General features: G+C 69.4%; 17 protein-coding genes. 8 read left to right on the top strand and 9 right to left on the bottom strand.

The window, feature by feature from the left end; translation table 11 throughout:
• Positions 1 to 135: 135 nt before the first annotated feature.
• On the bottom strand, positions 136 to 6,189 hold the full coding sequence (locus tag WME97_RS29640) for an AAA family ATPase (RefSeq protein WP_437542327.1): 6,054 nt from the start codon (positions 6,187 to 6,189) through the stop codon (positions 136 to 138).
• A 134-nt stretch (positions 6,190 to 6,323) separates the two neighbouring features.
• Positions 6,324 to 7,409 carry a P1 family peptidase gene (locus WME97_RS29635; RefSeq protein WP_437542326.1) on the bottom strand — a complete coding sequence of 362 codons (1,086 nt, stop codon included), beginning with the start codon at positions 7,407 to 7,409 and terminating at the stop codon, positions 6,324 to 6,326.
• A 177-nt stretch (positions 7,410 to 7,586) separates the two neighbouring features.
• Here WME97_RS29635 and WME97_RS29630 point away from each other — a divergent pair, with 177 nt between their 5' ends.
• Positions 7,587 to 7,742, top strand: coding sequence for a hypothetical protein (locus tag WME97_RS29630; protein ID WP_437542325.1), 156 nt, complete (start codon positions 7,587 to 7,589; stop codon positions 7,740 to 7,742).
• 67 nt (positions 7,743 to 7,809) lie between these two features.
• Here WME97_RS29630 and WME97_RS29625 read toward each other — a convergent pair whose 3' ends face one another.
• The 3 genes from WME97_RS29625 to WME97_RS29615 all read right to left on the bottom strand — a co-directional run bounded on the left by WME97_RS29625 (position 7,810) and on the right by WME97_RS29615 (position 10,235).
• Positions 7,810 to 8,796 carry an HTTM domain-containing protein gene (locus WME97_RS29625; RefSeq protein ID WP_437542323.1) on the bottom strand — a complete coding sequence of 329 codons (987 nt, stop codon included), beginning with the start codon at positions 8,794 to 8,796 and terminating at the stop codon, positions 7,810 to 7,812.
• 4 nt (positions 8,797 to 8,800) lie between these two features.
• On the bottom strand, positions 8,801 to 9,589 hold the full coding sequence (locus WME97_RS29620; RefSeq protein WP_437542322.1) for a DUF5819 family protein: 789 nt from the start codon (positions 9,587 to 9,589) through the stop codon (positions 8,801 to 8,803).
• A 235-nt stretch (positions 9,590 to 9,824) separates the two neighbouring features.
• A complete protein-coding gene (locus tag WME97_RS29615; RefSeq protein WP_437542321.1) occupies positions 9,825 to 10,235 on the bottom strand; it encodes a hypothetical protein in 411 nt (136 codons plus the stop codon).
• A 569-nt stretch (positions 10,236 to 10,804) separates the two neighbouring features.
• On the opposite strand from WME97_RS29615, the gene WME97_RS29610 reads away from it, so the two are divergent.
• Positions 10,805 to 11,098: a hypothetical protein gene (locus WME97_RS29610; protein ID WP_437542320.1), complete on the top strand. Its 294-nt coding sequence runs from the start codon at positions 10,805 to 10,807 to the stop codon at positions 11,096 to 11,098.
• A 167-nt stretch (positions 11,099 to 11,265) separates the two neighbouring features.
• On the opposite strand, the gene WME97_RS29605 is transcribed toward WME97_RS29610, so the two are convergent.
• Both WME97_RS29605 and WME97_RS29600 read right to left on the bottom strand, forming a co-directional pair.
• Positions 11,266 to 11,745: a YbhB/YbcL family Raf kinase inhibitor-like protein gene (locus WME97_RS29605; protein ID WP_437542319.1), complete on the bottom strand. Its 480-nt coding sequence runs from the start codon at positions 11,743 to 11,745 to the stop codon at positions 11,266 to 11,268.
• 92 nt (positions 11,746 to 11,837) lie between these two features.
• Positions 11,838 to 13,181 carry an erythromycin esterase family protein gene (locus WME97_RS29600; RefSeq protein WP_437542318.1) on the bottom strand — a complete coding sequence of 448 codons (1,344 nt, stop codon included), beginning with the start codon at positions 13,179 to 13,181 and terminating at the stop codon, positions 11,838 to 11,840.
• Between the two features lie 1,190 nt (positions 13,182 to 14,371).
• On the opposite strand from WME97_RS29600, the gene WME97_RS29595 reads away from it, so the two are divergent.
• On the top strand, positions 14,372 to 15,460 hold the full coding sequence (locus WME97_RS29595) for a glucuronyl esterase domain-containing protein (protein WP_437542317.1): 1,089 nt from the start codon (positions 14,372 to 14,374) through the stop codon (positions 15,458 to 15,460).
• 345 nt (positions 15,461 to 15,805) lie between these two features.
• Positions 15,806 to 17,299, top strand: coding sequence for a glucuronyl esterase domain-containing protein (locus WME97_RS29590; RefSeq protein ID WP_437542316.1), 1,494 nt, complete (start codon positions 15,806 to 15,808; stop codon positions 17,297 to 17,299).
• 90 nt (positions 17,300 to 17,389) lie between these two features.
• Here WME97_RS29590 and WME97_RS29585 read toward each other — a convergent pair whose 3' ends face one another.
• The gene (locus WME97_RS29585) at positions 17,390 to 18,442 is read right to left on the bottom strand and encodes a hypothetical protein (RefSeq protein WP_437542315.1); all 1,053 of its coding nucleotides are present in this window, start codon (positions 18,440 to 18,442) and stop codon (positions 17,390 to 17,392) included.
• Positions 18,443 to 19,129: 687 nt separating this feature from the next.
• Here WME97_RS29585 and WME97_RS29580 point away from each other — a divergent pair.
• The 4 genes from WME97_RS29580 to WME97_RS29565 all read left to right on the top strand — a co-directional run bounded on the left by WME97_RS29580 (position 19,130) and on the right by WME97_RS29565 (position 22,835).
• Positions 19,130 to 19,936 carry a hypothetical protein gene (locus WME97_RS29580; protein ID WP_437542314.1) on the top strand — a complete coding sequence of 269 codons (807 nt, stop codon included), beginning with the start codon at positions 19,130 to 19,132 and terminating at the stop codon, positions 19,934 to 19,936.
• A gap of 226 nt (positions 19,937 to 20,162) precedes the next feature.
• The gene (locus tag WME97_RS29575) at positions 20,163 to 21,320 is read left to right on the top strand and encodes a sensor histidine kinase (protein ID WP_437542313.1); all 1,158 of its coding nucleotides are present in this window, start codon (positions 20,163 to 20,165) and stop codon (positions 21,318 to 21,320) included.
• A complete protein-coding gene (locus WME97_RS29570; RefSeq protein ID WP_437542312.1) occupies positions 21,317 to 21,973 on the top strand; it encodes a response regulator in 657 nt (218 codons plus the stop codon). The genes WME97_RS29575 and WME97_RS29570 overlap by 4 nt, the downstream gene beginning before the upstream one ends.
• A 130-nt stretch (positions 21,974 to 22,103) precedes the next feature.
• Entirely contained in the window at positions 22,104 to 22,835 is a 732-nt protein-coding gene (locus WME97_RS29565; protein ID WP_437542311.1) for a DUF2306 domain-containing protein, read from the top strand.
• Here WME97_RS29565 and xylA read toward each other — a convergent pair.
• A complete protein-coding gene (gene xylA / locus WME97_RS29560) occupies positions 22,816 to 24,147 on the bottom strand; it encodes a xylose isomerase (RefSeq protein WP_437542310.1) in 1,332 nt (443 codons plus the stop codon). The genes WME97_RS29565 and xylA overlap by 20 nt on opposite strands.
• Between the last annotated feature and the right edge of the window lie 650 nt (positions 24,148 to 24,797).

Raw genomic sequence — 24,797 nt, 5'->3', positions numbered from 1 at the left:
GGAGAATCTTTGAACGCCGGACGTCACGGACGTCGGCGCCGCGCTGCGGTTCAACTCGGTACATTGCCAAAAGCGCTGCGACCCGTCACGAGCAAACGGCGCGGAGCCGCGCCGGCCTCGGCCCCCGGTGAACGCTCACGCTGGCGCGAGAAAGGTGCCCTGGCCTTCCGTCTCCGCCTCCGGCGGGCGCAAAGGCAGCTCGACGATGAACGTGGCGCCGGCGCCCGGCCTGCTCTCGACGCGGATGGTGCCGCCGTGGGAGGTGACGATCCATCGAACGATGTAGAGGCCGAGGCCGAGACCGCCGAAGTTGCGGACGGAGACGGCGCGCTCGAAGCGCTCGAAGATCCTGGCCTGATCGGCCTCGGCGATGCCCATGCCGTGATCGCGGACGACGAGCACGCCGCGAGCGCCCTCGCGGCGCACGACGACGTGAATGAGGCCTCCCGCGCCGTATTTGATCGCGTTGGACAGGAGGTTGATGAGGACCTGCTCCATGCGAGACGGATCCCAGTGTCCCATCACGGGCTCGTCCAGCTCGAGCTGGGTGCGGCAGCGGGCGTCGGTGAGCTGCTGGTGCATCCGCTCGACGACCTCGCGCGCCAGCGCCGCGAGATCGACCGGCGCGCGCGCGAGGGTCAGCTGGCCGGCGTTGAGGCGGGTGACGTCGAGCAGCTCGTTGACCAGGTGGGCGAGGCGCGCGATCTGTCGGTTGAGGAGCTGGATCGCGGCGTCGATGCGCTCCGGGGCGACCTCCCCGCGCTGGAGGCGGGGCAGGAGCCGGGCGAGCAGGTGGGCTTGCATCGTGAGCGAGGTGAGCGGTGTCTTGAGCTCGTGGGATGCGACGAGGAGGAACTCGTCGCGGCGCTCGATCGCCTGCTGGGCCTCGGCGAACAGACGGCTGTTGTCGAGGGCGAGCGCGGCGCGGCTCGCCAGCTCCTGGGCCAGCCACAGGTCGGCGGGGCCGTAGCGGTGCCGCGGCGCGGCCGCCAGCAGGGTCATGACCCCGAAGCGCCGGTCGCGCGCGAGGAGCGGGACGCGGAGGAAGGAGTGAACGCCGAGCGGATCGAGGAGAGGTGCGGCGCGGACGTCGCCTATCTCGGGCCCGTCCGGCGACGTCGCCGAAAGGGGCCGCAGCGCGTCCGTCACCGCGCCCGCGAGCTCGGCCGGCATCCCCGCGGTGACCGCCCGCCCCGGGGCGTCCTGGGCGAGGTCCACGTCGATGACGCACCGGTCCGCCAGCGCGGGCAACGCGAGCTGCGCCACGCTCTCGAGGGTGGCGCCGTAGCCGAGGGCCATGAGCTTGCGGCTCGCCTCGGCGAGGAAGCGCTCGGCCAGCTCGGCGCGCTTGCGCTCGGTGATGTCGGTGCAGATGCCGCAGACCACGCCGGGCATGACGCTCTCGCCGAGCGGGAACTTGAGGGACAGATAGATGCGCGGCTCGCCCTCTCTCATCATCAGCTCCTCCTCGAACTCCAGCGGCTCGCCCGCGTCGAGCACCCGCCGGTCGTTGTCTCGGAGGACCTCGACGTTCGCACCATGAGAGAGCTCGGCGTCGGTCTTTCCGAGGAGCTCATGGCTCGGCACGCCGGCGGCGTTGCCTGCGTGGCGGTTGGCGAGCAGATACCGGCCTTCGCGATCCTTGAGGAAGATGGTCGCGGCGGAGTTGTCGACGATGGCCTGCAGCGTCGCCTGGTTGGCCTTCAGCGCCTGCTCCGCCCGCCGCCGCTCGGCGTTCTCCTGCTCGATATCGGCATAGAGCATGGCGTTCTCGAGCGAGATGGCCGACTGCGAGGTGAGCAGCTCGAGCACGGTGAGCCGCCCGGGGGTGAACGCCCCGGCCACGAGCCCGTTCTCCAGGTAGAGCACGCCGAGCAGCCGCGTTTGCCGCATGATCGGGAGGCACAGCACCGATCTCGGCCTCTTGCGGCCGAAATACGCGTCCTCCGAGAACGGGTGCCTGGCCGCCGCGTCGTCGAGCAGCACGCGCTCGTGGCTGCGGAGGACATAGTTGAGAATGGATTGCGGCAGCGCCGCCGACGCCTCGCCCGCGTCGAGCAGCCGCGCCGCCCCACTGGACGCCGCGATCGCCGCCGCCGTCGACAGGCGCTCCTCCCGGACCAGGAGCACGACCCCCTCTCCGGCGCCCGCGTGCTCGACCACGATGCGCAGCAGCATCTCCAGCAGGCGCGGGAGCTTGAGCTCGCCCGAGATGCTCTGAGAGGCCTTGACGATGGAGAGGACGTCGAACTGCTCGGCGCGTACGGCGAAGGTGACGGTGGGGGCGATCGGCTTTCGCTCGACGAGGAAGGGATACCGCTGGTCGAGCTGCTCGACCTTGGCGTGCGCGCCCCAGCGGAAGTAGGCGGCGCGCGCGTCCCGCAGGTAGGCGCCTTCGGGCGTGGACAGGCCGCGATCGCGGTAGAACCGGGCGGCGAGCTCGCAGGCGATGGCCTCGTGCTGGACGAAGCCGTTCTCCCGCGCCGAGGAGATGGCCTGCTCGTAGCGCCGGATGGCCTCGGGCTCGCGCCCGAGGAGCCGGGCGATCTCGGCGCGGATCAGGGCGTGTTTGTGGAGGAAGTTGTCGGGGCAGCTCGCGGCCCACTCGCCGAGCCGCCGCTCGCTGTCGAGGAGGCCCTCGGGGAGCTCCTGCGCCGGCGACCGCCGCGCTTCGTGCGGCTTGGGCGGCTCGGGCGCGCGACCGTCGGCGTCGACGAGCGCCGCGAGCGAGAGCGCGTGAACATAGAAGTTCTCGGCGATGAGCGCGTAGGGCTCTCTCCTGAAGGGGTGATCGACGATCACGCGCGTCGCCGCGGCGAGCGCCTCTCCGTAAGAGCCGAGCACGAAGAGCGCCCGGGCCTTCATGCTGAAATGGAGGCCGCGGGCGCCCCGCATATCCCCCTCGTCGAGCCGCGCCTCGAAGGCCGGCGGATCCAGCTCGGAGCCGTCGAGCGTGGAGAAGCGGACCGGCCTCCCGCGCAGCGTCTGGATGACGGCGTGGGCGCTGGCCAGCACGCCGTAGGCGAACGCGTAACCGGCCTTGCGCACGAAGCGGCTGCGCTCCTCGACCTCGTGGAGGACGTCCTCCAGCGGCTCGCCGGCGAGCAGCGGGAACAGCGGGGCCCAGACGCAGTTGAAGCACGCCATGCGCATATCGCCCGACTCGACCGCGGCGCTGAACCCGGCGCGCGTGTAGGGGTACGTCTCCCGGTAGTGGCGTGTCCAGAAGACGACTTGCTGTCCGAAGAGGGTGAATACCAGCGACTTCACGGTGAGGAGCTCGCTCCTGTCCGCGAGGTCGTAGCCGAGCTTTCCGAACTTGTAGGCCTCGCGGTATCGCCCGAACCGCGGGCCGAACATCCGCGCGAAGGCCGCGTACGCGTGGGCGGAGCTCTCCGCGTTGCCGTAGCGCAGGCTGAGCTTCACCTGGCGCAGGACGATGAGGTAGTGCAGGTCGTGGTCCACGAAGATCGCGGGGCCGGCCACGCTTTGCAGCACGGCCATGACGACCTTGCACTCCGGGTGCTCCATGGGGGGCAGGCGGAGCAGGTCCTCGATCGCCCGGTCGCCCAGCGCTCGCCAGAGGCTCTCGGTCTCTTCTTTGACCTGTGCGTCGGTGGGGTGGAGCGGAAGATCGATATCCGAGGCGCGGAGCCACGCGAGCGCGAGGTCGACGGCGTGGTCGGACCGCCCTCGGGTCTGGTAGAAGCTCACGGCAAGCTCGACGACCGCGGCGCGATCGAGCTCGTTCCTCGTGCGCCCCAGGAGCTCGTCGAGGAGCCGCTCGGCCTCGTCGGAGCTGCCGGTGGCGTAGGCGGCGTGCGCGCGCTCGAGGCTCAGGGGATAGGCCAGATCGTACCGAGTCTCCCAGCGCTCGCGGGGATCTTGCGCGAGGAGGGCCATGCCGGCGGCGAAGAGGGCGTCGGCAGACTGGTAGGCGGCGGCGGCCTTGGCCTTCCTGCCGGCGCGGAGGTTGAGGGCGGCGAGCTCGTCGCGCTCGGCCTGGGAACAGAGGAGCGCTGCGCCGCGGTTGAGGTGGCTCACGACGTCGAAGAGCGCGTCCTCGCGCTCTTCGGCGCGCTGCGCCTTCAAGAGCAGCTGGCCGATGCAGAGGTGCACCTCGGCGAGCTGCCCGGGCGGGATGAGCGAATAAGCGGCCTGCTGCACCCGGTCATGGAGGAAGCGATAGGCGCTGTCCCGGCGGAGCAGCAGCCCCTCCCGCGCGGCCTCCTCGAGCGCCGTGCGCAGGGCCTCCGCCGGCCTTCGCGCGACGATCGCGAGGGTGTCGAGGGTCAGGCTGCCGCCGAGGCAGGCGGCGAGCTTGAGCGCGTCGCGCGTCGGGACCGAGAGCCGCTCCAGCTTGCCGGCCATCAGCTCGACGACGTTGTCGGTGAAGCCCTTGTCGCGGATGGCGGCGATGTCCCACCGCCATGCGCCCTCGTCCGCATCAAAGGTGATGAGCCCCTCGTCGTGCAGGGTGATGAGGAACTGGAGCAGGAAGAAGGGGTTGCCGCCGGTCTTCTCGTGGACGAGCTGCGAGAGCGGCTCGACCTCTGCTTCGGGCGCGTGGACCGCCTCGGCGACGAGCGCCCCGACGTGGGCGGCGGAGAGCGGCGTGAGGACGAGCTCGGAGACGGTGGCGCCGCGCTGCTGCACCTCGGTCAGCGTGAGCCGGAGCGGGTGCGCGGGGCCGACCTCGTTGTCGCGATAAGCGCCGATCAGCAGCAGGTGCGCGTCGCCGGCGAGGGTGGCGAGCTGCTCGAGGAGCAGGAGGCTACCGGGGTCGGCCCATTGCAGGTCGTCGAGGAAGAGGGCGACGGGGTGCTCCTTCCGTGCGCAGGCGGCGACGAAGCGCTGGAGCGTGGCGAGCAGCCGGCTCTGGGCCTCGGCGGGCGGGAGCTCGGGCACGGGCGGTTGCGGGCCGAGGAGCAGGGCGAGCTCGGGGAGCATGTCGGTGAGCAGCCCGCCGCTCGCGCCGATGGCCTCGCGGAGGCGCTCTCGCCAGCGCTCGACCTGCTCCTCGCTCGCGCCAAGGATCTCCTGCACGAGGCCCCGGAAGGCCTGAAGGAGGGGGCGGTAGGGGACGTCGCGCTTGAATTGCTCGAACTTGCCGGAGAGGAAGGAGCCGCGCTCGCGCACGACGGGCCCGTGCAGCTCGGCGACGAGCGAGGACTTGCCGATGCCCGAGTAGCCCGAGACGAGCACGAGCTCTGGCCGGCCGTTCGCGATCACCCGCTCGAACGCGGCGCGCAGCGCCTCGATCTCGCGCTCGCGGCCGTAGAGCCGCTGCGGGATCTGGAACCGATCGGAGACGTCGCGCAGCCCGAGCGGGAAGGGGTCGATGGCGCCGCGCTGGCGCAGCTGGGAAAAGCACGTGTCGAGGTCGTGGCGCAGGCCGAGGGCGCTCTGGTAACGCTCCTCGGCGGCCTTGGAGAGCAGCTTGAGGACGACGGCGGAGAGCTGGGGTGGAATCGAGGGGACGAGCGCGTGAGGCGGCCGCGGCGCCTGGGCGATGTGGCAGTAGACCCACGCGACGGGGTCGCTGGCCTGGAAGGGCAGGGTGCCAGTCAGCATCTCGTAGAAGGTGACGCCGAGGGAGTACAGATCGGTCCGCTCGTCGACGCGGCGGTTCATGCGGCCGGTCTGCTCCGGCGCCATGTAGGCGAGCGTGCCCTCGATGAGCCCGTCGTGCGCGAGCTCCTGTGCCCCGCGGGTGGAGAGGGAGGCGATGCCGAGATCGGTGATCTTCACCTCGCCGGTGTCGGGGTTGTAGAGCAGGTTCTGGGGCTTGATGTCCTTGTGGATGACGTGGTGTCGGTGGAGCTCGGCGAGCGCGGCGGCGAGTCGGAGGGCGAGGGGGAAGAAGCTCTCGAGCGACATCGGGCGCATCGGCCCGTCGTCATCGGGCAACCGGTCGAGCGACCGGCCGCCGAAGTCCTCGAGGACCAGCGTCATCTGGTCGCGGAACGGCTCGATCCCGCAGGCCTTGACGACCGCGGGCGACGTCAGTGCCCTCGCGACCTCGAGCTCGTGCTGGAGCTTGCCGAGGGCGCGGGGGCTCGCGTGGTCGCGCCGCAGGACCTTGAGCACCACCGGCCGGCCGTCCTCCTCGCGCCGCGCGCGGTAGAGGATCGTGTCCGCACCTTGGTGCAGCACCCCCAGCACGCGGTAACGTGGACTGTCGGTCATAGAGGGAGGGTGTCCAAAGCCGGATCGGCCCCCGAGGCGCCCCGTCGACTCGTGATGTTGCCAAAAGCGCCTCGCTGCGCCACGGGAAACGGCGCCGAGCTCTCGCGCCGGCCCGCCCGCGGCGGCCTCTTGCGTCATGCAGGGCGGGAGCGGCCGGGCGGCCGCTGGACGCCGTGCCTCGACAGCACCTCACGGACGCGATCCAGCGGAATGGCCTCCACGGTGCGACCGCTCCCCGTGGTGGTCTCGGCCGTGAAGAGCGAGCTGTAGATGGCCTCCTCCGTCGCCTCGATCACGGCCTGAAAGAGGGCGGACGTCTCCTGGTTCGAGAGCTCCGTGAACGCGAGCCGCTTCGCGCCGGAGCGGCGCCGCACCGAGGCGCTCGTCGAGAAGGCGATCGCGTAGTCGCCGGAGCCGTTCGCGCCGGAGGATCCCGTGCGCGCGAGGCCCAGGATCGCGCGGGCAGCGAGCCGCCCGAGGTTGCGATCCGACAGCGGCGCGTCCGTCGCGACGAGGATGAGGATGGAGCCGTCCCCCGCCGCCGCCTCGACCTGCGACCGGAAAGCGTACCGGCCGAGCTCCTCGCCGACGGGCGCGCCCATCACCTGCAGCACGCCGCCGAAGTTCGACTGGACGAGCACGCCGACGCAGGCCCCGCCGAGCGACGCCGGCAGCACCCGCGAGGCGGTGCCGATCCCCCCCTTCCATCCGAACGCGACGGTGCCCGTGCCCGCGCCGACGCACCCCTCCGGCGTGGGCCCCTCCCGCGCCGAGCCGAGCGCCGCGCGCACGTGCTCGGCGGTGATCGGACGGAGCCGGACCGCGTTGAGCACGCCGTCGTTGGTCTCGCCGACGACCGGGTTGAGCGAGCGCACCTCCTCCATGCCCGGCTGAGCCAGCATCCATTCGACGAGCGCGTCGGCGGCCCGGAACGCGCAAAGCGTGGTCGTGAGGAGAATGGGAGTCTCCAGCTCACCCAGCTCGCGGACCTGGGTCGCGCCGACGAGCTTGCCAAACCCGTTGCCCACGTGGATCGCCGCGGGGACGCGATCGAGGTAGAGGTTCCCCCCGTGGGGGAATACGGCGGTGACGCCGGTGCGGATCGCGTCTCCCTCGATCACCGTCGCGTGCCCGACGCGCACGCCGCCCACGTCCGTGATCGCGTCGAGCGGGCCCGGATCGAAGATGCCAGGCGCGACGCCGAGATCACGCGCGCGCACGGCGTCTCCCGCGCGCCTCGTGGATCCGGGCGCGAAGGGCGCGCTGCCCGCCTCGTCCGGGCAGCGAGCGATCGGGCAGCGGCAGGGCGAGGTGGCCAGGCGCGACGTGCGGCCCGGTGGCGGGACGCGGCCGAGAGAGGGTTTCGGCATCCACGGCGAGCGGCGGTATCAACCTCCGTGCCAGGCGCGTCGTCGAGCCGCGGCGCGAGCGGCGCTGATCTCGCACCCCGGCTCGCCCGGTGCCCGGTGCGCGAGCTCTCGCAGGCGCACCGCGCCATCGAGTCGGGCCGCACGATCGGCAAGATCGCGATCCGCGTGGCGGAAGGCTGGTGAGGCTGGGCGGGGAGCGCTGGGAGGCCGGGGGGAGATAGGGCGGGCGCTCGAGCGCGCCCGCTCCACGCTACTTCGTCTGGATCCGGCGCGCGGGCAGGAGGCGCCGGAGCGACGGCGCCTCGAAGGACACGAGCCGCCTGGCGAACGCGCCGATCGCCCGGTATTCCGCGTCCGCGATGAGCGCCAGCTCGACGCTGATCATGAATACTGCGAACGTGCCGAGCCCCATCATGACGGCGATCCCGGCGTGGAACAGGAACGCCGCGGCGAGCGAGAGCCTGCGTGTGTGCCGGTTCAGGGCGAACAGGAACGGGAAGCTGAGCTGGAACCCGACCGTCGCGTAGGTCAGCGCCGTCACCACCGCCACGCTGCGGGAGAGGCTGTCGCTGTGGCCGGGCCACGTGAACTCGCCGACGCGGGTGATGTAATAAAGGGCCGTCCCGTTCTGCCACAGCTCCCCCTGCACCTTGTAGAGCCCCGCGACCCCGTAGACCAGGCACACCTGGACGGCGCAGGCGAGGATCGCCGCGTTGTGCAGCATCCCCTTGATCCGCTGGAGCTCCCCGCCGCGCTCCAGCTGCGCGCGGAGCCGGTCTGCGTCGAGCGAGAAGTACGCGCCAAGCTCGGCGAAGATGCCGTACAGCAGCGCGAGCCGGACGAGGTTGTCGCCGCCGTCGAGCAAAACGGGGTTCCGCTGATGCAACGACCAGAGCCCGACATACGTGAGCAGCGACATGAGCCGCGTGCGGAAGCCGATCACCCACAGCGCCGCGAACAGCATGGCGAGGTGGAAGACGACCTCGAAGTAGAGCGGCGACCTGCTGAGCAGGTAGATCGAGAACGCGCCGGTGCGGTGGGCCTCCTCGAGCGACCGCGCGAATGGCCACACCCCCTCGGGGCCGTAGAGGTAATGGCGCTGGAAGTAGTTGGCCAGGTAGAGGTGGAGGATGGTCAGCCCGGCGACGATCCGGAAGAGGCTGGCCCCGATCAGGCAGCGCTCTCGGCTCGCAAACTCCACGATGCGGTGCCAGCGTGCGTTCAGCTTGCTCAGCATGGCGTCACCTCTCCTCCGCGGCCGCCGCCCGGAGGGCCACGGGCGCCTGGTGTCTGTCCTCGGTCGTCGCGCCCAGCGGCGCCACCGGTCGATACGGAGCCCAGTCGAAATCGAAGTACGTCAATTCACCCTTCGAGTCGGGCAGGTCGCGCCGGGAGAAGCGCGGGAATTTCAGCACCGCCAGGCGCAACCGCACCGCGGCGGTGCGGCCCGCGCCGTACAGGCTGTCACAGTGCGCGGAGCCGGCCCGCTCCAGGACGCTCTTGCCGAGCTGAACGCCGGCGTCCTGCTCCTTCTTCACCTCGTCCCTGAGCATGTCGACCACCTGAGCATCGGGCGCCTCGGCGCCGCCTCCGCCCGCCTGCGCGCGCGTGCGCTGCTGGTCGAGCTTCTTTGCCATCTGCAGCGACGTCGGATCGACGGTGTAGATCATGCGCGCCGCGCCCGTCACCGATCGTCCGATGCGCGTCGCGGGGCCGAGCCGGTTCTCCAGGTGGGATTCCCAGTAGGGGGTCGTGATATCGGTCCACCCGGTCTCGGTCGTGCTCCCGTCCGGCTCGTGCAGGCGGCAGGCGACCATCACGAGGCGCGTGTCGGTGATGGGATCGGGGGCGAAGAGGTGCCAGTTCTGCTCGAAGAACGGGTTCATGTACCCGCTGATGAGCCGCGCGAAGCGGAGCTGGAGCGGGTTCTGCGGCGTCAGGTAGGCCAGCGTCATCGCGAAATGAAAGCAGAGCGCCGCGGCGAGCAGCGCGGGCGCGGACGTCGAGAGCACACGGAGTAAACGGCGCATGGTTTCGTCCATCCCGGGTTCGGGGTCGTCGGAGTGGAGGCCGCGCGCGGCCGGAGCGCCGCGCGCGGTCCGTGGAGGCTCCGGCCCCAGCGGGCCGGCCGGGGCCGCTTGTGGCCGCCGGGGTGCGGAGCGGGGCGGAGCCCCGAGGAAACCAGCCAGGTCTGCCCGCGCGAGGCCGCGGCGGAGCGGCGCAGAGGTCCGGCCATCCCTGGCCGGACCTCTGGCGGGCGGAACGCTAGTTGTCGAAGAGGATGTCGGCTTGACCGGACGCCGGCGCGTCGTTCAGCGCGATCCTCCTCCAGCCTCCGTGGCCACGGCCGTGGCCGCCGCGGCCGTGGAAGCCCCCTGCGTTGGCCGTCGCGACACCGACGTTGCCGTACCCGCCGGCCTGGGCGACCGATGACTGGGCGACAGACCCCGAGGTCCCGATCGCGATGCCCGCGATGCCGATGTTCGTCGAGGTGGCCACGTTGGCCCCAGGGTACCCGCTGTAGTACGCCACCTTCTCGGGGATCCCTGCGCTCGCGCTGGCGTTGAGGACTGAGCGACCCTTCAGGCCCGAGGTGGCGGGCGTCGCCGCCTGCGCCATCGCCACACCGACGAACAACGACAACCCAGCGACCGCGGTGATGATCTTTCGTGTCATGTTCTTCCTCTTTCGTTCGATCTCGTGATGGTTGATGGTCAGAGAGGCCAGACATGCCAGCTGCGTTTGACGGCCGAGCGGAGCCCCTGCGTTCGAGCAGCTCCACAGGACTCGGAGCATCAAGCCAGCTCGCGGGTCATCTGCCCCTGTGTGCTGCCTGACCAAAGAGCACTCGTCGTGCCAGCCGCGTCCTCCGCTGGCCCAGCGCGCGCCGCGCCCTCTCGCCGCGCCAACGTGAGGCCGCGGCCGCTCGGCGGCGCGCTCCGCCCGCGGCCGGCTTGCGTGTTCGAGCAAACCATCGCGCGCAACCCTTTGCTCGGATTGTCGCGTTCGAAACGACGATCTCGCCGCGCGTGGTGATGATACGGCAGGACAGGCGAGCTCAACCCGCGCAGCCGGGCTGGCTGCGCCGTCCGAACATCGCGGACACACGCGGGGCAGCGCTCCCGTACCTGCCGCGGCGCCGCGAGCTCGGCCGCCGGCCGCGCCATTCGGCACGCCGCGTGCCTCGGCCCCTGCCCATCAATGATGCCCAGTCATGGAAGCATCGCTGACCAGGAGGAGTGAAGATGCGCGGTACGCTGTTATCGGTGTTCGTGTTGTCGATGCTGCCCGCTTCCACGGCGCTCTGGAGGGGCGCGGCCGCGGAGGCGGTGGACGGCAGAGCGGGGGCGTTGGTCGAGGCCAATGAGCCTGATCCTTCGCTGGCCAGCGACGCCGAGGTCGCGGCGGGCGACGAGGGGGACTCGGTCGCCTCGTGCGTCGCCACCTGCCCGAAGGGCGATAAGGTCGTCACGTGTCCTGATGGAGTGTGTCAGTGCCACTGTGACGATGACGGTCGCCCGGTCTGTAAGTGCGAATGAGCGCGCGCCGAAGGCGCGCTCATGGCGAGGTGTAGAATCGTGATACGGGCTCATCCGCCAGGCAGGCGAGCGTGGCGTACGGAGGTACGCCGCGGCGGGTCGAACGACGCGGATGAGCCCGCAGCGCGCGAAGGCGAGAGCGAGCCGGGGCCGGCGGTGCTCGGCTCCTACGAGCCGCCCCTCTTCTGGTACGTCCCGACGAGATCGACACGCGCGAGCACGTGTCCCTCCATCTCCTTCTCGAGCTCCACCTTGGTGAGCCCGCCCCGCGGGGGCAGCACCGTGTCGAGCGCATACAGCTTGAAGAAATAACGGTGCTTGCCGATCGGCGGGCACGGGCCGCCGTAACCGGCGCGCTTCCAGTCGTTCCTTCCCTCGAGCGTGCCCGTCGGCAGATCGGCCTTGCGCGCGCCCTCGGGCAGGCCGCCGGCGTCGGGCGGGATGTTGTAGAGCACCCAGTGGACCCACGTCGTCTTGGGGGCGCGTGGATCGGGCGCGTCCGGGTCGTCGACGATGAGCGCGAGGCTCCTCGTGCCGCCGGGGATACCCGACCAGGAGAGCGCGGGCGGCACGTCCTTCCCCTCGCAGGTATGCACGATCGGGATCACGTCGCCATGGTGGAAATCGGGAGATTGTAACGAGAGCATCGGTTCACCTCGCCTTCGGAGCCTCCTTGAGGCCAAGGCCTGATTTCCGCGCGCCCAGCGCGCTTTGCGCTGCGCGCGCCATGCAGCCGGCGTCACACGCCGGAGGGGTAGGTCTCCGGCGGCTCCTTCTCGGCCCGCGGCGCGAGGTGCAGGGGCCGGACGGCCTGTGACTCGTCCACGAAGACAAGCGCGTCGTAGCGGCGCGGCAGCACCGTCGGCACGTAGTTCCCGTACCGATCGTACTCGGGGTGGTAGACGACGCCGACGGCGCGGTGGCCGCGCCAGGCCAGCGACTCCGCCGGCAGCCGCCCCGGCTCGAAGATCAGCAGCTGATCCCGGCCGCCCGCCTCGTGCAGCAGGTCCTCCCAGCTCTCGGGCCGCCCGACCGGCAAGCGCATCACCTCCATCGGCGCGTCCCACGCCCGGGCGGCGATCACCGTGCCGCGGTGGGCGCCGAGGGCGACCAGCGCGACGCGCTCCTCCCCGTGGCGCTCGCGGGCGAGCTGGCCGAGGTTCACCTCGCCCCGCTCCGCCATGTCGGTGAAGCGCGCGTCGCCGACGTGCGTGTTGTGCGCCCAGACGATCGCGCGGCCGCGCGGGCCGTGCTGCTCGAGCAGCCGATCGAGCGTATCGGCCATGTGCCCATCGCGGACGTTCCACGACGCCGCGTCGCTGCGCACCATCGCCCGGTAGTAGGCCTCGGCGTTCTTGACCACGAGGGCGTTCTGCTCGGCGACGAAGTGCCCGTCGCGCCCGTCGGCGCCGAACTCCGGCGCTCTCTCGCGCACCTCGGCGAGCAGCTTGACGACCTCCGCCTGGCACGACTCGGGCACGAGCACCGTCGCCCGGGCGTACTCGTGGGCGTCGTCGGCGTACGGCTCGAAGCAGCGCAGCGCGCGCCGCGCGGCCGGAAGCGCGTCGGGGGCGGCCCCCTCCAGGTAGCGCATGACCTCGCGGAGCGAGTCCCAGAGGCTGTAGACGTCGAGCCCGTAGAAGCCGACCCGCTGCTCCTCGGGCCGACCCTCGTTGTGCCTGCGCAGCCACTCGACAAGGTCGGCGACCTCCTCGTTGGCCCACATCCAGGTCGGCCAGCGATCGAAGGCGCGCAGCACCGCGCGGGCGCTGCTCCCCGCGTCCGCGTAGCCCTTCACATAGCGGTTGACGCGGTAGCAATCGGGCCAGTCGCCCTCGACGGCGATGAAGGAGGCGCCCGCTTCGACGATCAGCCGCCGGGAGAGCGCCGCGCGCCACGTGTAGAACTCGCGCGTCCCGTGCGTCGCCTCGCCCAGGAGCGCGCAGCGCGCGCCGCCGATGCGCTCGATCAAGGGGTCGAGATCGGCCGTGGAGCGCAGCGGCCGAGCCAGCGCGCGCAGCGCGGCCAGGAGGTCGGGCGTCGCGCGCGTCCCCGGCTCGATGAGGCGTCGCGGTCGAGCCATGATGGGATCCTCCTGGGGCTCGGCGCCGGAACGGCAAGCCGCGCGGGGTAAGGGCGGGGGTGCAGGCCGCCCGGCGGCGGAAGAAGGTCCGCCCGGTGCCGCCGAGCCCGTGCCTCCGCGGGCACCTCGCCGCCGGAGCCCGGTTCGTCCTCCGACGACGAACAGACGACCAGACTCTGCGTCGACGCGACGCGACGAAAAAAGTCTCGCTGACGGGTGTCGCCTCCTCGGATGTCCTGCAGGTGCAAGCGTTCGCGAGGTGCTCCCGGAGACGATCCGGATCACATCGACTACAAGTCTGTCGAACATTTGCATCCTGACCAGATGCTGCCCGCTTCGGTCGTACGATTCCCAGCGATAAGCGTGATCGAATTGCCCTCCGCTGGGAATGGGTATCTGGTGATGTCGTCCCGGCCAGCCTTCTCCAGACCTCTCGCTCCAACGGCCCTCCTCCCCCTGTTCGTCGCGTGCGGCTCCAGCGACAGCTCCGAGACCACCGGCGCCGAGGCTCTTCGCTCCGGACCCGGCTGGACCGGAGGCGTCGCCCGTTCTCATAGCTCGGCTTACGGGTCCTCGGCTTGACGGCGAACGAATCGCACCGCGCCCTGAAATCTCTCGTTCACGTGCCATTGGCATACCCACAGCACATCGTCGCACACGTCACGAAAGCAGCGTCGCCAACGCGAAAAACGCACTGACTTCCCTGTCGTCCGCTCTAAGTACGGCGGTTTGCCCGCGTGTCACGTACCACGTGTCATGTACCGCGTGCCGCATCCCGCCACTGCCCTCGAAACATGGAGGCCTTCATGTCTGTCCGTTCTCGTGCCTCGCGCAAAATAACCGCTCTCGCGATCCCCGTCCTCGCCCTCTTGAACTTCCCTGGCTGCGCTACAGAAGTAGGAACCGGCGGTGCCGGGGGTGATGCTTCGGGCTCGGGCGGCGGGACACCGAGCGGGAGCGGGGGAGTCACCTCGGGTGCAGGCCCCGCGACCAGCGGTCCTTCCTCGACCAGCGGAGGTGCCGGTACGGGCGGCGGTGCTGCGACGAGCGGAGCCGGCGCGGGCGGCTCCCCGACTGGCGGGGCTGGCACGACCAGCGGGACTGGCGAGGCAAGCGCGACCACCGGGACTGGCGGCGGCCAATTCACGTGTGTCCTGCCCACGTTGCCTGAGCCGAGCGGTCTGACCGAGGTGAACGAGAAGCTCCCGGATCCGTTCACGTTCTTCAACGGAACGAAGGTCACGACCAAGGAGCAGTGGGAGTGCCGCCGCAAGGAAATCCTGGCCATGGCGGCCAAGTACCTCTACGGTCCGGTCCCCGGCGAGCCGGATGAGGTGACCGGAACCGTGTCCGGAGGTAACGTTTCAATCACCGCCAAGGTGGGTGGAAAATCAGAGACCTTCTCGGCGAGCATCAGCGGATCCGGCAGCGTGATCGCCCTCAAGCTGTCGGGGGGGATCTTCCCGTCAGGCCATAAAACGCTGTCGTTCGGAAGCGGCTTTCAGGACAAGATAAAAAATCTCTTCGGCCTGTCCGAGGTCAACACCAACATCGCCAACGGGTGGATGATCGACCGGGTGATGGACGTGCTGGAGAAGAACCCGAGCAGCGGCCACGATCCCACGAAGGTGATGGTGTCGGGGTGCTCCGGGTGTGGAAAAGGCGCTTACCTGGCGGGTGTCTTCAGCCGTGTGCCGGTGGTCGTCATCGTGGAGTCGGGCGGCGGTGGCGTAGCCAACTTGCGCCAGGCAGAGTGGTTCAGGCACGGTGACGGTGGTTCTGTCTGGCAGTGCTCGGATGCCAAGCCTCAGAGCATCGACAACCTCGAGGACAGCGGTATCTGCGGACCCTGGGTGACCGGCGCGGCCCGCTGGCTCCGGAACGACCCCTCGAAGGTGTACAACCTCCCCTTCGATACGCACATGCTCCTGGCGACCATCGCTCCGCGGCATCTGGTGCACTTCACGAACGCCAACGGCAGGAACTCGTGGTGTCACCTGGGTGGGACCTGTGAAGCGCTCTCCGCGTGGGCGGCGAAGCCGGTGTGGAAGGCGCTCGGCGTCCCGGAGCGCATGGGTTTTACGATGTACAGCGCGAACCACTGCGGCGCCTCGGGCACTCAGACCGCCCTTGCAGGCGAGATGTTCAAGCGAGCGTTCGAGGGCAATACCAGCGCAAACACGGACGTCATGAACATCCTGGACAATGGCGTTCAGCAGCCGGTCAGCGAATGGAAGACCATGTGGGTTGACTGGGATATGGATGTGGTGCTGCAGTAGTGATGCCCTTGGGGGGCATGAGAGCCATGCTGGCCTTGCCCTCCATCCGGCGTGATCCCCGGGCGTCGGTCGTTCGCCGCCCGGGCCCGGCTCGCTCGCCGGCGACGAGCAGACGACCAGACGCGACGAGATCCCGACGAGAAGCCTTGCTCGAAGAATGTCGCCCCATCGGATGGCTCCACAGGAGCTACCTGGTGCGATGCGCCCCCAGAGCCGATCAGGAGGGATGACATCGGTTGCATGTAGGGTGGATGTTTACGGCTGGGTTGAAGACTTTTCACGCCAGCGATGCGATTCCCAGCGATAAGCGTGATCGAACCGCCGTCCGCTGGGAATGGGCGTCCCATGATGTCGTTCCGACCCGGCTTCTCCAAACTTCTCCCCCTGACCGCCCTCCTCCCTTTGTTCGTCGCGTGCGGCCCCAGCGATGGCGGCGTCACAGTTGATGAGGATGACACCACCACCGCCAGCTCCGGCGGCCCGACGAGCGGCTCGTCGTCGGCTGGCAACACGTCGTCCGTGTCCGGCACCGGCGGCGGCGGCGTGACCTCGGGCGGTCCGTCGACGAGCGTCTCGGGGGCCGGCGGCTCGGACCCGACGGGCGCTGGCGGCTCGGACCCGACGGGCGCCGGCGGTTCGAACCCGACGGGCGCGGGCGGCTCGAACCCGACGGGCGGCGGGGCCACGACGCTGGTCGGGGTCGAGACCCCGGGCGAGGACTGTCCCGTGCCCAACATGCCCGCTTTCAGCGAGCTGAAGGCGTACGACAAGCTGCACGATCCCTTCACCATGGTGGATGGTACGAAGGTGACGACCCGGGCGCAGTGGGTGTGCCGGCATCGGGAAATCTCGGAGATGATCCAGCACTACGAGACTGGCCCGAAGGAGGTCAAGAAGGCCACCGTCAAGGGCAGCCTGGCTGGCGGTAAACTGACGGTCAACGTGAGCGGTGGAGCGCAGGATGTCTCCTTCGCCCCGACCGTCGAGCTGCCCAGCACCGGTACAGCGCCCTACCCTGCGATGATCATGCTCGGCGGCTCGCTCGACAAGGCCCGGCTGAAGCAGCTGGGCGTTGCGATCATCAACTACGATCACAACGGGGTACAGCCGGAGGGCAACCGGAGCGGCGGCATCTTCTCCAAGTTCCATGGGAGCGCAGAGAGCGGCGCGCTGATCGCCTGGGCCTGGGGCGTGAGTCGCATCATCGATGCCCTCGAGTCCATGCCAGACGCACAGATCAATCCGAAGCGGATCGCTGTCACGGGCTGCTCGCGAAACGGCAAGGGGGCGATGATGGTCGGCGCCATGGATTCGCGCATCGCGCTGACCATCCCGCAGGAGTCCGGCTCGGGTGGTGTTGCGGCGTGGCGCGTCTCGGAGGTCGACAACATGGGCAGGACCGGCAGCTCCGGCGTCCAGAACCTCTCGAGGACTTACGGCGAGCAGCAGTGGTTCAGCAAGACGATCGAGCAGTTCGGCAACGCGGTGACCAAGCTCCCGATCGACCACCATCAGCTGGTCAGCATGGTGGCGCCTCGCGGCCTCCTGATCCTCGGCAACCTCAACTACGAGTGGCTGAGCACCAACAACGCAGATCAGGCGGGCGGAGCCGCCAGGTTGGTCTACGAGGCCCTCGGCGTGAAGCAGAACATCGGGTACATCGACAGCGGGCACAACCACTGCGGAACGGACTACGCGGGCGGCGAGCAGGAGGCGATCAACGCCTTCGTCAAGAAGTTCTTGCTCGATGATGCCAGCGCGAACACCGACGTCTGGAAGCCGAAGAACCAGCTCGACAAGGCGAAGTGGGTGGACTGGACGGCTCCGACGATCCCGTGACGGCAGTTCGTGGGTGAACGACGGGCCCCGAGCACCGAGGTGCGGGGCCCGTCCGTCGGCCCGGCGCGACAGCGCGGAGACGAAGCTCGCTCACTCCCAGCCGGAGCTGCTGGCCGCGCCCAGGATCGCGCTCACGCCGTAGACCTGGCCGTCGCGCATCTTGAACATGTGCATGTCGGTGTTCCCCATGAACATGGTGAACCCGACCCCGATTCCCCTCTCGACGTCGGCGAAGATGAGACGAGGGGGAAGCGCGGGTGACCCCGAGCCCGGCTGGCCAGGATTGCAGCTCGCGCCGGCGCTGCAGGTGAACGACCCGCCGCCGTTCTCGATGCGCTTGCAGTTGCTGACCGTGTTGCAGACGCCGCCCGGGAACATCCAGAAGTACTTCTCCATCCAGCCCTCGAGCTCGTCCCGCGAGTTGCGCTCGTCCTCCGGAACAGGCTCCTCCCACGCGACAGTATCCCCGCTCGCGATGATGGCGCCGGTGTTCGAGGCAAAATTCTGCCCGGAGACCTTGTAGTCCCCTGGCCGCACGGCGATGGTCTCGATCTCGGTGATCTCCCGGCCCTGGAGCTTGAGGCGAAGGGCGAGCGGGATGTCCATGCTGCCGTCCGGCACCACGGCCTGGCTCGCGGAGCTGCATGTCTCGGTGTCGAGCGCGCTGTGAGCGTATTTGAGCGCTCCGGCGGTCTTCCAGAGCCCGTCTTGACCGAGCGCCAGGACTTCGCCGTTTTCCGTGAATTTTACGTTGTCGGCGAGGGGCAGTGTCGACGGATCGTGCGCCGCGAGCGCTTCGAAATAGGCGTCGATCGTGCTCTTCAAAAGCTCGCGGGTGCAGGCCGTGGAATTCCCGCCTCCCCCCGTCCCGCTGGTCGCGCCGGTCGCGCTGTCGCCCCCGCCTCCAGCGGACGTTCCTCCGCCGCCGGTCCCACTGGCCGGCAAATCACCGGATCCGCTGCTGCTCGTCGCGCCGACGCTCTCGGCGGTCGACGTCGTGCCCATGCCGCCGCTGCCGCTCGTTTCCGGCGTAGGCGGCGAGTTGGCGCCGTCTCCGCCGCAGGCGATGAGCGCGAGCAGCGGCAGACAGGCAGCGAGGGAGCGACGCACATAGAGGATGGATATCACGCTATGGTCAGCCATGTCCTCGGCTACATCTCCCACGTCGGCACGTCAAGGCCGTCTTGCTCAGCGGCCGCGCGCATCTCTTTGAATGTTCGAGTGCTCTCCGAGATAGAGAAAAAATATCGTCACAACGTGCCCGTCACACTCTGACCCGTGCTTGCTCGCCGCCGCTGGACTGGCGCTTGCCGCTCCACGGGCGCGCGTGCTCGGCGCGCCCAGGAGGCCGGACGCTGGACAGGAAATGCCCGGCCCGCATCTGTGCCCGCGCCTGAGGCGCAAGAGAGGGCGCGTTTCAACCGCGACGGCATGGCGGACGTTGTCTGGCTCGACGCGGACCGGAACCTGATGACGATACGGTTGATGAACGGAAGCCTGCTGCTCGCGCCGGGGCCGGTGATCCTGGGGCCGTACGACGGCGGGTGACGCGGCGCCGCCGCGCGCCCAGGCACGCGACGTCTCGCGCGGTCAATGGCGCATCTCGCTCTGGACGCGCGACGGCGGCATTTCGGCGCGGACGGAGGCAATAGAGGTCGTTGAAGGTCGCCGTCGACTCGAGCGCCGTTGTGCGCTTGACGCTCCGGGAACGTTTCGATTTCCTCCTCTCTCATGAACAGTGTGAATTCAGCTGCCGGAACTTCCGGAGAAGGCGCAAGAATCCGGCGGTCGGCTCGATCGTGGCTCGACCGGCTGGCGTGGATGACCGCGGTGTCGTTGCTCGTCGCGTGCGGTTCGGGCGATGGGAACAGCGCCGGCACGGGCGACACGGGCACGGGGGGCTCGGGCGGCGCAACGAGCAGGACCTCTCACGGTGCGTCGGGAGGTCCGGGCGGAGGCAGCGACGGCGGCGGGGCGGGGGAGGGCGGCTCGGGCGGAGACACGGAGCCTGGCGCGACGTCGGGCGCCTCTTCTGGGGGCGCAGGGGGGGCCGGAGAGGGCAGCGCAGGAGAGTGCGAGAGCGGCCCGGAGGCGCTCGAAGGCAGCGTCCATCAAGGCGATCTGCTCATCGCGTCGGACGCGGACGCCCTCGCGGCGCGCGCTTACTCCACGATCAACGGCACGATCTCGGTCAGCTCCGATTTCGCCGGAACGCTCGACTTGCCCAGCTTGCTCGAGGTCGGCGGTATCCGCGCCGAGGGCAGTGCCTCGAGCGGGGAGCTGGTCACGGCGCAGATCAAGGCGATCCGCATGCCGAACCTGGTGCGAGTTCGAGGTACGTTGTGGATCTATCTGGCGTTCGAGCTGCTGGAAGCCGATTTTCGCAAGCTCGAGGCCGTCGACGCGCGGCTCTGGATCCATCGAAACACGGAGCTCGCGACGCTGCGGCTCGGTGCCCTGCGCAGCGTGGGCGAGGACGTGCAGATCACCGACAACTTCAAGGTCCCGGCATGCGCCCTCGAGAGGATCGAAGCCAACCTGAGCGCGGCCGGCACCACCAGCATGAACATCTCCGGAGGCCTCCAGGAGACCGGCTGTGAATGCAGGATCGTCTGCGGACAGGGGCTCTGCTTGTAACGAGCGCCTGTCCGTGGCCGAGTCGAGGACGTGAGCCACCGGACAGGGGTGGTCTCCCTGCCGGCAGCTTCGGGGCGTCGATCGGCGCGGCGCGGCCGGCCATCGCGAGAGCGCCCCCATCGAGGCCTCGTGCGCGGCGGCCATCCGGTCTATGCTGCGACCAGCACGCCAGGTCGTCGTGCTGGTTCGCTCGAACGATGGGTATGGAGTCAACCCGGCTCTTCTCATGAGGCAGGTGCGCGAGTTCTTTCGATCCGTGGGGTCCGAGCCACGAGCGCCGCACCCCCCTCGGCGCGTCCGGATGGATTGGGTGCTCCTGGCCGTGTTCGCCGCGCTCGGGTCGCTCGAGGTCGCGATCCGGCGCGACCTGCCGTGGCGGATCGCTTCGCTGGTCCTCTGCATCGGGCTCTTGCCGACGCTGCTCTGGCGGAGGACCAGGCCGCTGCAGATGGTCGTGATCGCGTTCGGCCTCCTCATCGCGATACAGCTCGCCGTGATGGCGACCGGCAGCGCGTCGCCGGGGCTCTACGCGATGGTCTACATGGTGCTGCTGCCCTATTCGTTGTTCCGGTGGGGCACGGGGCGTGAAGCGATGATCGGGCTGCCGATCATGGTGACCTCGGCGGCTGTCGACATGATCCGTTCTCATGCCAGGACGGGCGATGTCATCGGGGGCTACGCCGTCCTGCTCTCGACGATGGCGCTCGGCGCGGCGGTGCGCTACCGGGATCGCGTGCGCCTGCGAGAGCTCGATGAAGCCAAGCTGGCCGAGCGAGAGCGGATCGCCCGCGACCTGCACGACACCGTGGCCCACCATGTATCGGCGATCGCGATCCGCGCGCAGGCTGGTCTGGTCGCCGCGTCGGCTCGCCCCGAGGCGCCTGTCGACGCGCTCCGCGTGATCGCGGACGAGGCGTCTCGTGCCCTCGGCGAGATGCGCACGATGGTCCGGCTCCTGCGTCGAGGCGAGTCGGCCGAGCTCGCGCCGAGCCCGCGGGTCGCCGACCTCGGACAGCTCGCAGGCCCATCCGCCACAGGGGCTCCTGTCGAGGTGAAGTTGACCGGGAGCTTCGATGACCTGCCATCGTCGGTCTCCGCCGCGATCTTTCGCCTCGCGCAGGAGGCGATCACCAACGCTCGCCGGCACGCTCGCCACGCGACCCGGATCGACGTGGAGGTCACGGCCGACGACACGTCCGTATGTCTGCGGGTCACCGACGACGGCCAGGGGGCCCACGCCGGCCATTCGACGTCGGCGGGCTACGGGTTGGTCGGCATGATCGAACGAGCGACGTTGCTCGGCGGTACGTGCCATGCGGGCCCGGGCCCACGGCGCGGCTGGACGGTGACGGCCGTGCTGCCTCGGAAAGGACAGTCCAGTTGAGCATTCGCGTCCTCGTCGCCGACGATCAAGAGATCGTCCGCACCGGGCTCAGCATCCTCCTCGACGCCCAGCCCGACATCGAGGTCGTGGGCGTCGCCGGCGACGGACACAAGGCCGTGGAGCTGGCGCTCGCCCTCCGCCCCGACGTGTGCCTGTTCGACATCCGCATGCCCGGGATCGACGGCATCGAAGCTACCCGACGGCTCGCCGGCCCGACCGTCGACCGTCCCCTGGCGGTCGTGGTGATCACCACCTTCGATCACGACGACTACGTGGTTGGCGCGCTCAAGGCCGGCGCCCGCGGCTTCTTGCTGAAAGACGCCGGTCCCGACCTGCTCGCGCAGGCCATCCGCGCCGCCGCGAGCGGCGACGCCTTGATCGCGCCACGTGTCACCGCCCGCCTGCTCTCCTCGTTCGCCGCCTCTCGGCCCCAGCTGCCACGAGCACAGCCCGGGGAGGCCCTTACCGCCCGCGAGGAGGAGGTCCTCCTCATCGTGGCCCGCGGTCGAACCAACGCCGAGATCGCCGACGAGCTCCACATCAGCCTGAGCACCGTCAAGGCGCACATCGCCAGCCTCATGACCAAGCTCGGCGCGCGCAACCGGGTCGAGATCGCCATCTGGGCCTACGAGACCGGCCGCGTCCGCGACTGACCGGTCAGCCCGGGGCCAGGTGGCGGTGCACCTGGCCGAAAGTACGATCGCCGCATCGGGCAATCGGCCGACCCGGATCCGCCATTTGCGCCAATTGCGACGCAACCAGGGCCGTCCCTAGCTTTTCGGCATGACGAACGAGAGCACCTCGACCCCCTCGGCGAAGCGAGACTGGCTCGTACCCGCGCTCCTGCTCGGCCTCAGCGCGGTCCCCGTGGTGGCCGGCGCCTTCCGCCTGGCCGAGCTGAGCGTCGGCGCCAAGGTCACCCCGGACAACGCCCGCTTCTTCGCTGCGCCCGTGCCCATCGTGCTGCACATTCTCAGCGTCAGCGTGTTCTCGGTCCTGGGCGCGTTCCAGTTCTCCCCGGGCTTTCGCCGCCGGCAGCCTCGCTGGCATCGCGCTGCGGGGTGGGCCGTGGCCCCGTCAGGGCTCGTCGCCGCCGCCTCGGGTCTGTGGATGCAGGCGTCTTACGAGCTCCCCGAGGGGGACGGCGACGCCCTCGCCGTTCTCCGGGTCCTGTTCGGCTCTGCCATGTTCATGTCGCTCGTGCTCGGCCTCGTCGCCATCTCGCGGCGCGACTTCGTCCGTCACGGCGCCTTCATGCTGCGCGGCTACGCGATCGGCCTGGGCGCGGGGACTCAGGTGCTGACCCACATGCCGTGGGTGCTGCTCGTCGGCGTGCCAAACGAGGGCGTCAGAGCGGTCCTGATGGGCGCCGGCTGGGTGATCAACGTCGCCGTCGCGGAGTGGATCATCCGCAGGAGAGCGACATCGTCTCGGAAAGAAAAACAGCCGGGCGCGCAGCTGCGTCGCCCGGCTGTCGTTCCCTCGATCGCTCGGCTTATCGGATCCAGCGATTGACGATGTTTTCGTACAGCTCTTGCTGACCGCTCGTGAGCTTGACCTCACCGCCAGCGTTGCCGATCTCGGCCAGCTGCTCCAGCGTCAGCTTGCCCTGCTCGAACTCGGCGCCCTTGCCGCCGTCGAAGGACGCGTAACGCGCCTTGCGCATCGCCTCGAGCGGCGACTTGCGGATCAGGTCATCGGCGATGAGGAGCGAGCGGGCGAACACGTCCATGCCGCCGATGTGCCCGTGGAAGGTGTCGACGAGATCGCTCGAGTTGCGGCGGCGCTTGGCGTCGAAGTTGACGCCGCCGCCCTGGAACCCACCGCTGCGGAGCAGGATGAGCATCATCTCGACCGTCTCGTTGATGTTGTAGGGGAACTGATCGGTGTCCCACGCGTTCTGGTAGTCGCCGCGGTTGGCGTCGATGCTGCCGAGCATGCCGTTGTCCGCGGCCACCTGCATCTCGTGATCCATCGTGTGGCCGGCGAGCGTCGCGTGGTTCGTCTCGAGGTTGAGCTTGAAGTCCTTGTCCAGGCCGTGCTCACGCAGGAACCCGATCACGGTCTCGGCGTCGAAGTCGTACTGGTGCTTCGAGGGCTCCATGGGCTTGGGCTCGATGAAGAAGACGCCCTTGAAGCCGCGCGCGCGCGCGTAGTCGCGGGCCATGGTCAGGAAGCGAGCGAAGTGCGCCTTCTCGCGCTTCATGTCCGTGTTCAGCAGGCTCATGTACCCTTCGCGGCCGCCCCAGAACACGTAGTTCTCACCGTTCAACGCGATGGTCGCGTCGAGGGCGTCCTTGAGCTGGGCGCCCGCGTAGGCCAGCACGGAGAAATCCGGGTTCGTGGAGGCGCCGTTCATGTAACGCGGGTTGGAGAACAGGTTCGCCGTGCCCCACAGCAGCTTGACGCCCGACTGGCCCTGCTTCTGCTTGGCGTACTCGACGATGCTCTGGAGGCGACGCGACGTCTCGGCGCGGTTCTCGCCCTCCTCCACGAGGTCGATGTCGTGGAAACAGTAGTGCGTCGCGCCCAGCTTGGTGATGAACTCGAAGTTCGCGTCCATCTTCATGCGCGCGCGGGCCAGCGCGTCCTTGCCCTCGTCCCAGGGGAAGTTGATCGTCCCCGGACCGAACGGATCGTGCCCACGCCCGCAGAACGTGTGCCAGTAACACACGGCAAACTTGAAGTGATCCTTCATGGCCTTGCCGGCGACGACGCGGTTGGCGTCGTACCACTTGAAGGCGAGGGGGTTGTCGGACTCAGGCCCCTCGTAAGGGATCTTGCCAACACCCGGGAAGTACTCTCTGTCGCCAGTGACAACGGTCATAAACGGATCTCCAGCTCGTGGTTTGCGTGTGCCTTAGTTCAGAGGGCGCTTTCGACAACGGCGTCCGCGGGGGTTGCCCCGGGGCTCTGGTCTCCGGGCCAGGGTGGAGGCGGCATCTCCACGCCCGCGCTGGGCTTCCAGGCATGTTGCGTTTGTTGTGGCTCCGGCGCTCCTCAAGTCAGGTGAACCACCGGCGCGCATCAATTGCGCGCGTGGCGGAATCGGCGGGCTAGCAATAACATGGTGCCGGGTCGGAGGCTAGGGTGGGCCTCCGGCGCCTCGTGCCGCTGACTCTGGCTAGCTGTGCCGCGTCAACCTCCCCCGCACGGACGAGCCGCGAGACCTTACCCAGGTTGCCTGCGCTGCCCTCGCCGGATCCGCCAAGGCGCTCGTGCTGCCGCCCCCTGCGACGCCGGCCGTGTTGAGCGAGCCGGTCCACGGCGGCGGTGTCTTACAGCGACATGGCATTTAAGCGCCTGGTGGCGGAACTTCGACGTGAGCGGTGCCCGAGAGGGCGCCAAGCCCTGCGCGTCCGCCGCTTCGCGAGGCAAGGACTCACCCGCGCCGTTGGCCGCCAGCCGCGCTCGCGCCGACGCGCTCACCTACCAGGTCAGCGTGTGCATGTCAACGCTCGTCAGGGCCCGCGTGAC

Origin of the sequence: Sorangium sp. So ce367, from assembly GCF_051520455.1 — a bacterium.
Taxonomy (GTDB): domain Bacteria; phylum Myxococcota_A; class Polyangia; order Polyangiales; family Polyangiaceae; genus Sorangium; species Sorangium cellulosum_B.
This window is presented reverse-complemented; position numbering and strand designations above follow the sequence as displayed.

Bases quoted from the DNA above. Each gene is read 5' to 3' on its own strand.
- xylA (WP_437542310.1), bottom strand. From the start codon at position 24,147: ATGACCGTTGTCACTGGCGACAGAGAGTACTTCCCGGGTGTTGGCAAG.
- WME97_RS29590 (WP_437542316.1), top strand. From the start codon at position 15,806: ATGATGTCGTTCCGACCCGGCTTCTCCAAACTTCTCCCCCTGACCGCC.
- WME97_RS29615 (WP_437542321.1), bottom strand. From the start codon at position 10,235: ATGACACGAAAGATCATCACCGCGGTCGCTGGGTTGTCGTTGTTCGTC.
- WME97_RS29625 (WP_437542323.1), bottom strand. From the start codon at position 8,796: ATGCTGAGCAAGCTGAACGCACGCTGGCACCGCATCGTGGAGTTTGCG.
- WME97_RS29620 (WP_437542322.1), bottom strand. From the start codon at position 9,589: ATGCGCCGTTTACTCCGTGTGCTCTCGACGTCCGCGCCCGCGCTGCTC.
- WME97_RS29600 (WP_437542318.1), bottom strand. From the start codon at position 13,181: ATGGCTCGACCGCGACGCCTCATCGAGCCGGGGACGCGCGCGACGCCC.
- WME97_RS29610 (WP_437542320.1), top strand. From the start codon at position 10,805: ATGCGCGGTACGCTGTTATCGGTGTTCGTGTTGTCGATGCTGCCCGCT.
- WME97_RS29605 (WP_437542319.1), bottom strand. From the start codon at position 11,745: ATGCTCTCGTTACAATCTCCCGATTTCCACCATGGCGACGTGATCCCG.
- WME97_RS29565 (WP_437542311.1), top strand. From the start codon at position 22,104: ATGACGAACGAGAGCACCTCGACCCCCTCGGCGAAGCGAGACTGGCTC.
- WME97_RS29585 (WP_437542315.1), bottom strand. From the start codon at position 18,442: ATGGCTGACCATAGCGTGATATCCATCCTCTATGTGCGTCGCTCCCTC.
- WME97_RS29640 (WP_437542327.1), bottom strand. From the start codon at position 6,189: ATGACCGACAGTCCACGTTACCGCGTGCTGGGGGTGCTGCACCAAGGT.
- WME97_RS29575 (WP_437542313.1), top strand. From the start codon at position 20,163: ATGAGGCAGGTGCGCGAGTTCTTTCGATCCGTGGGGTCCGAGCCACGA.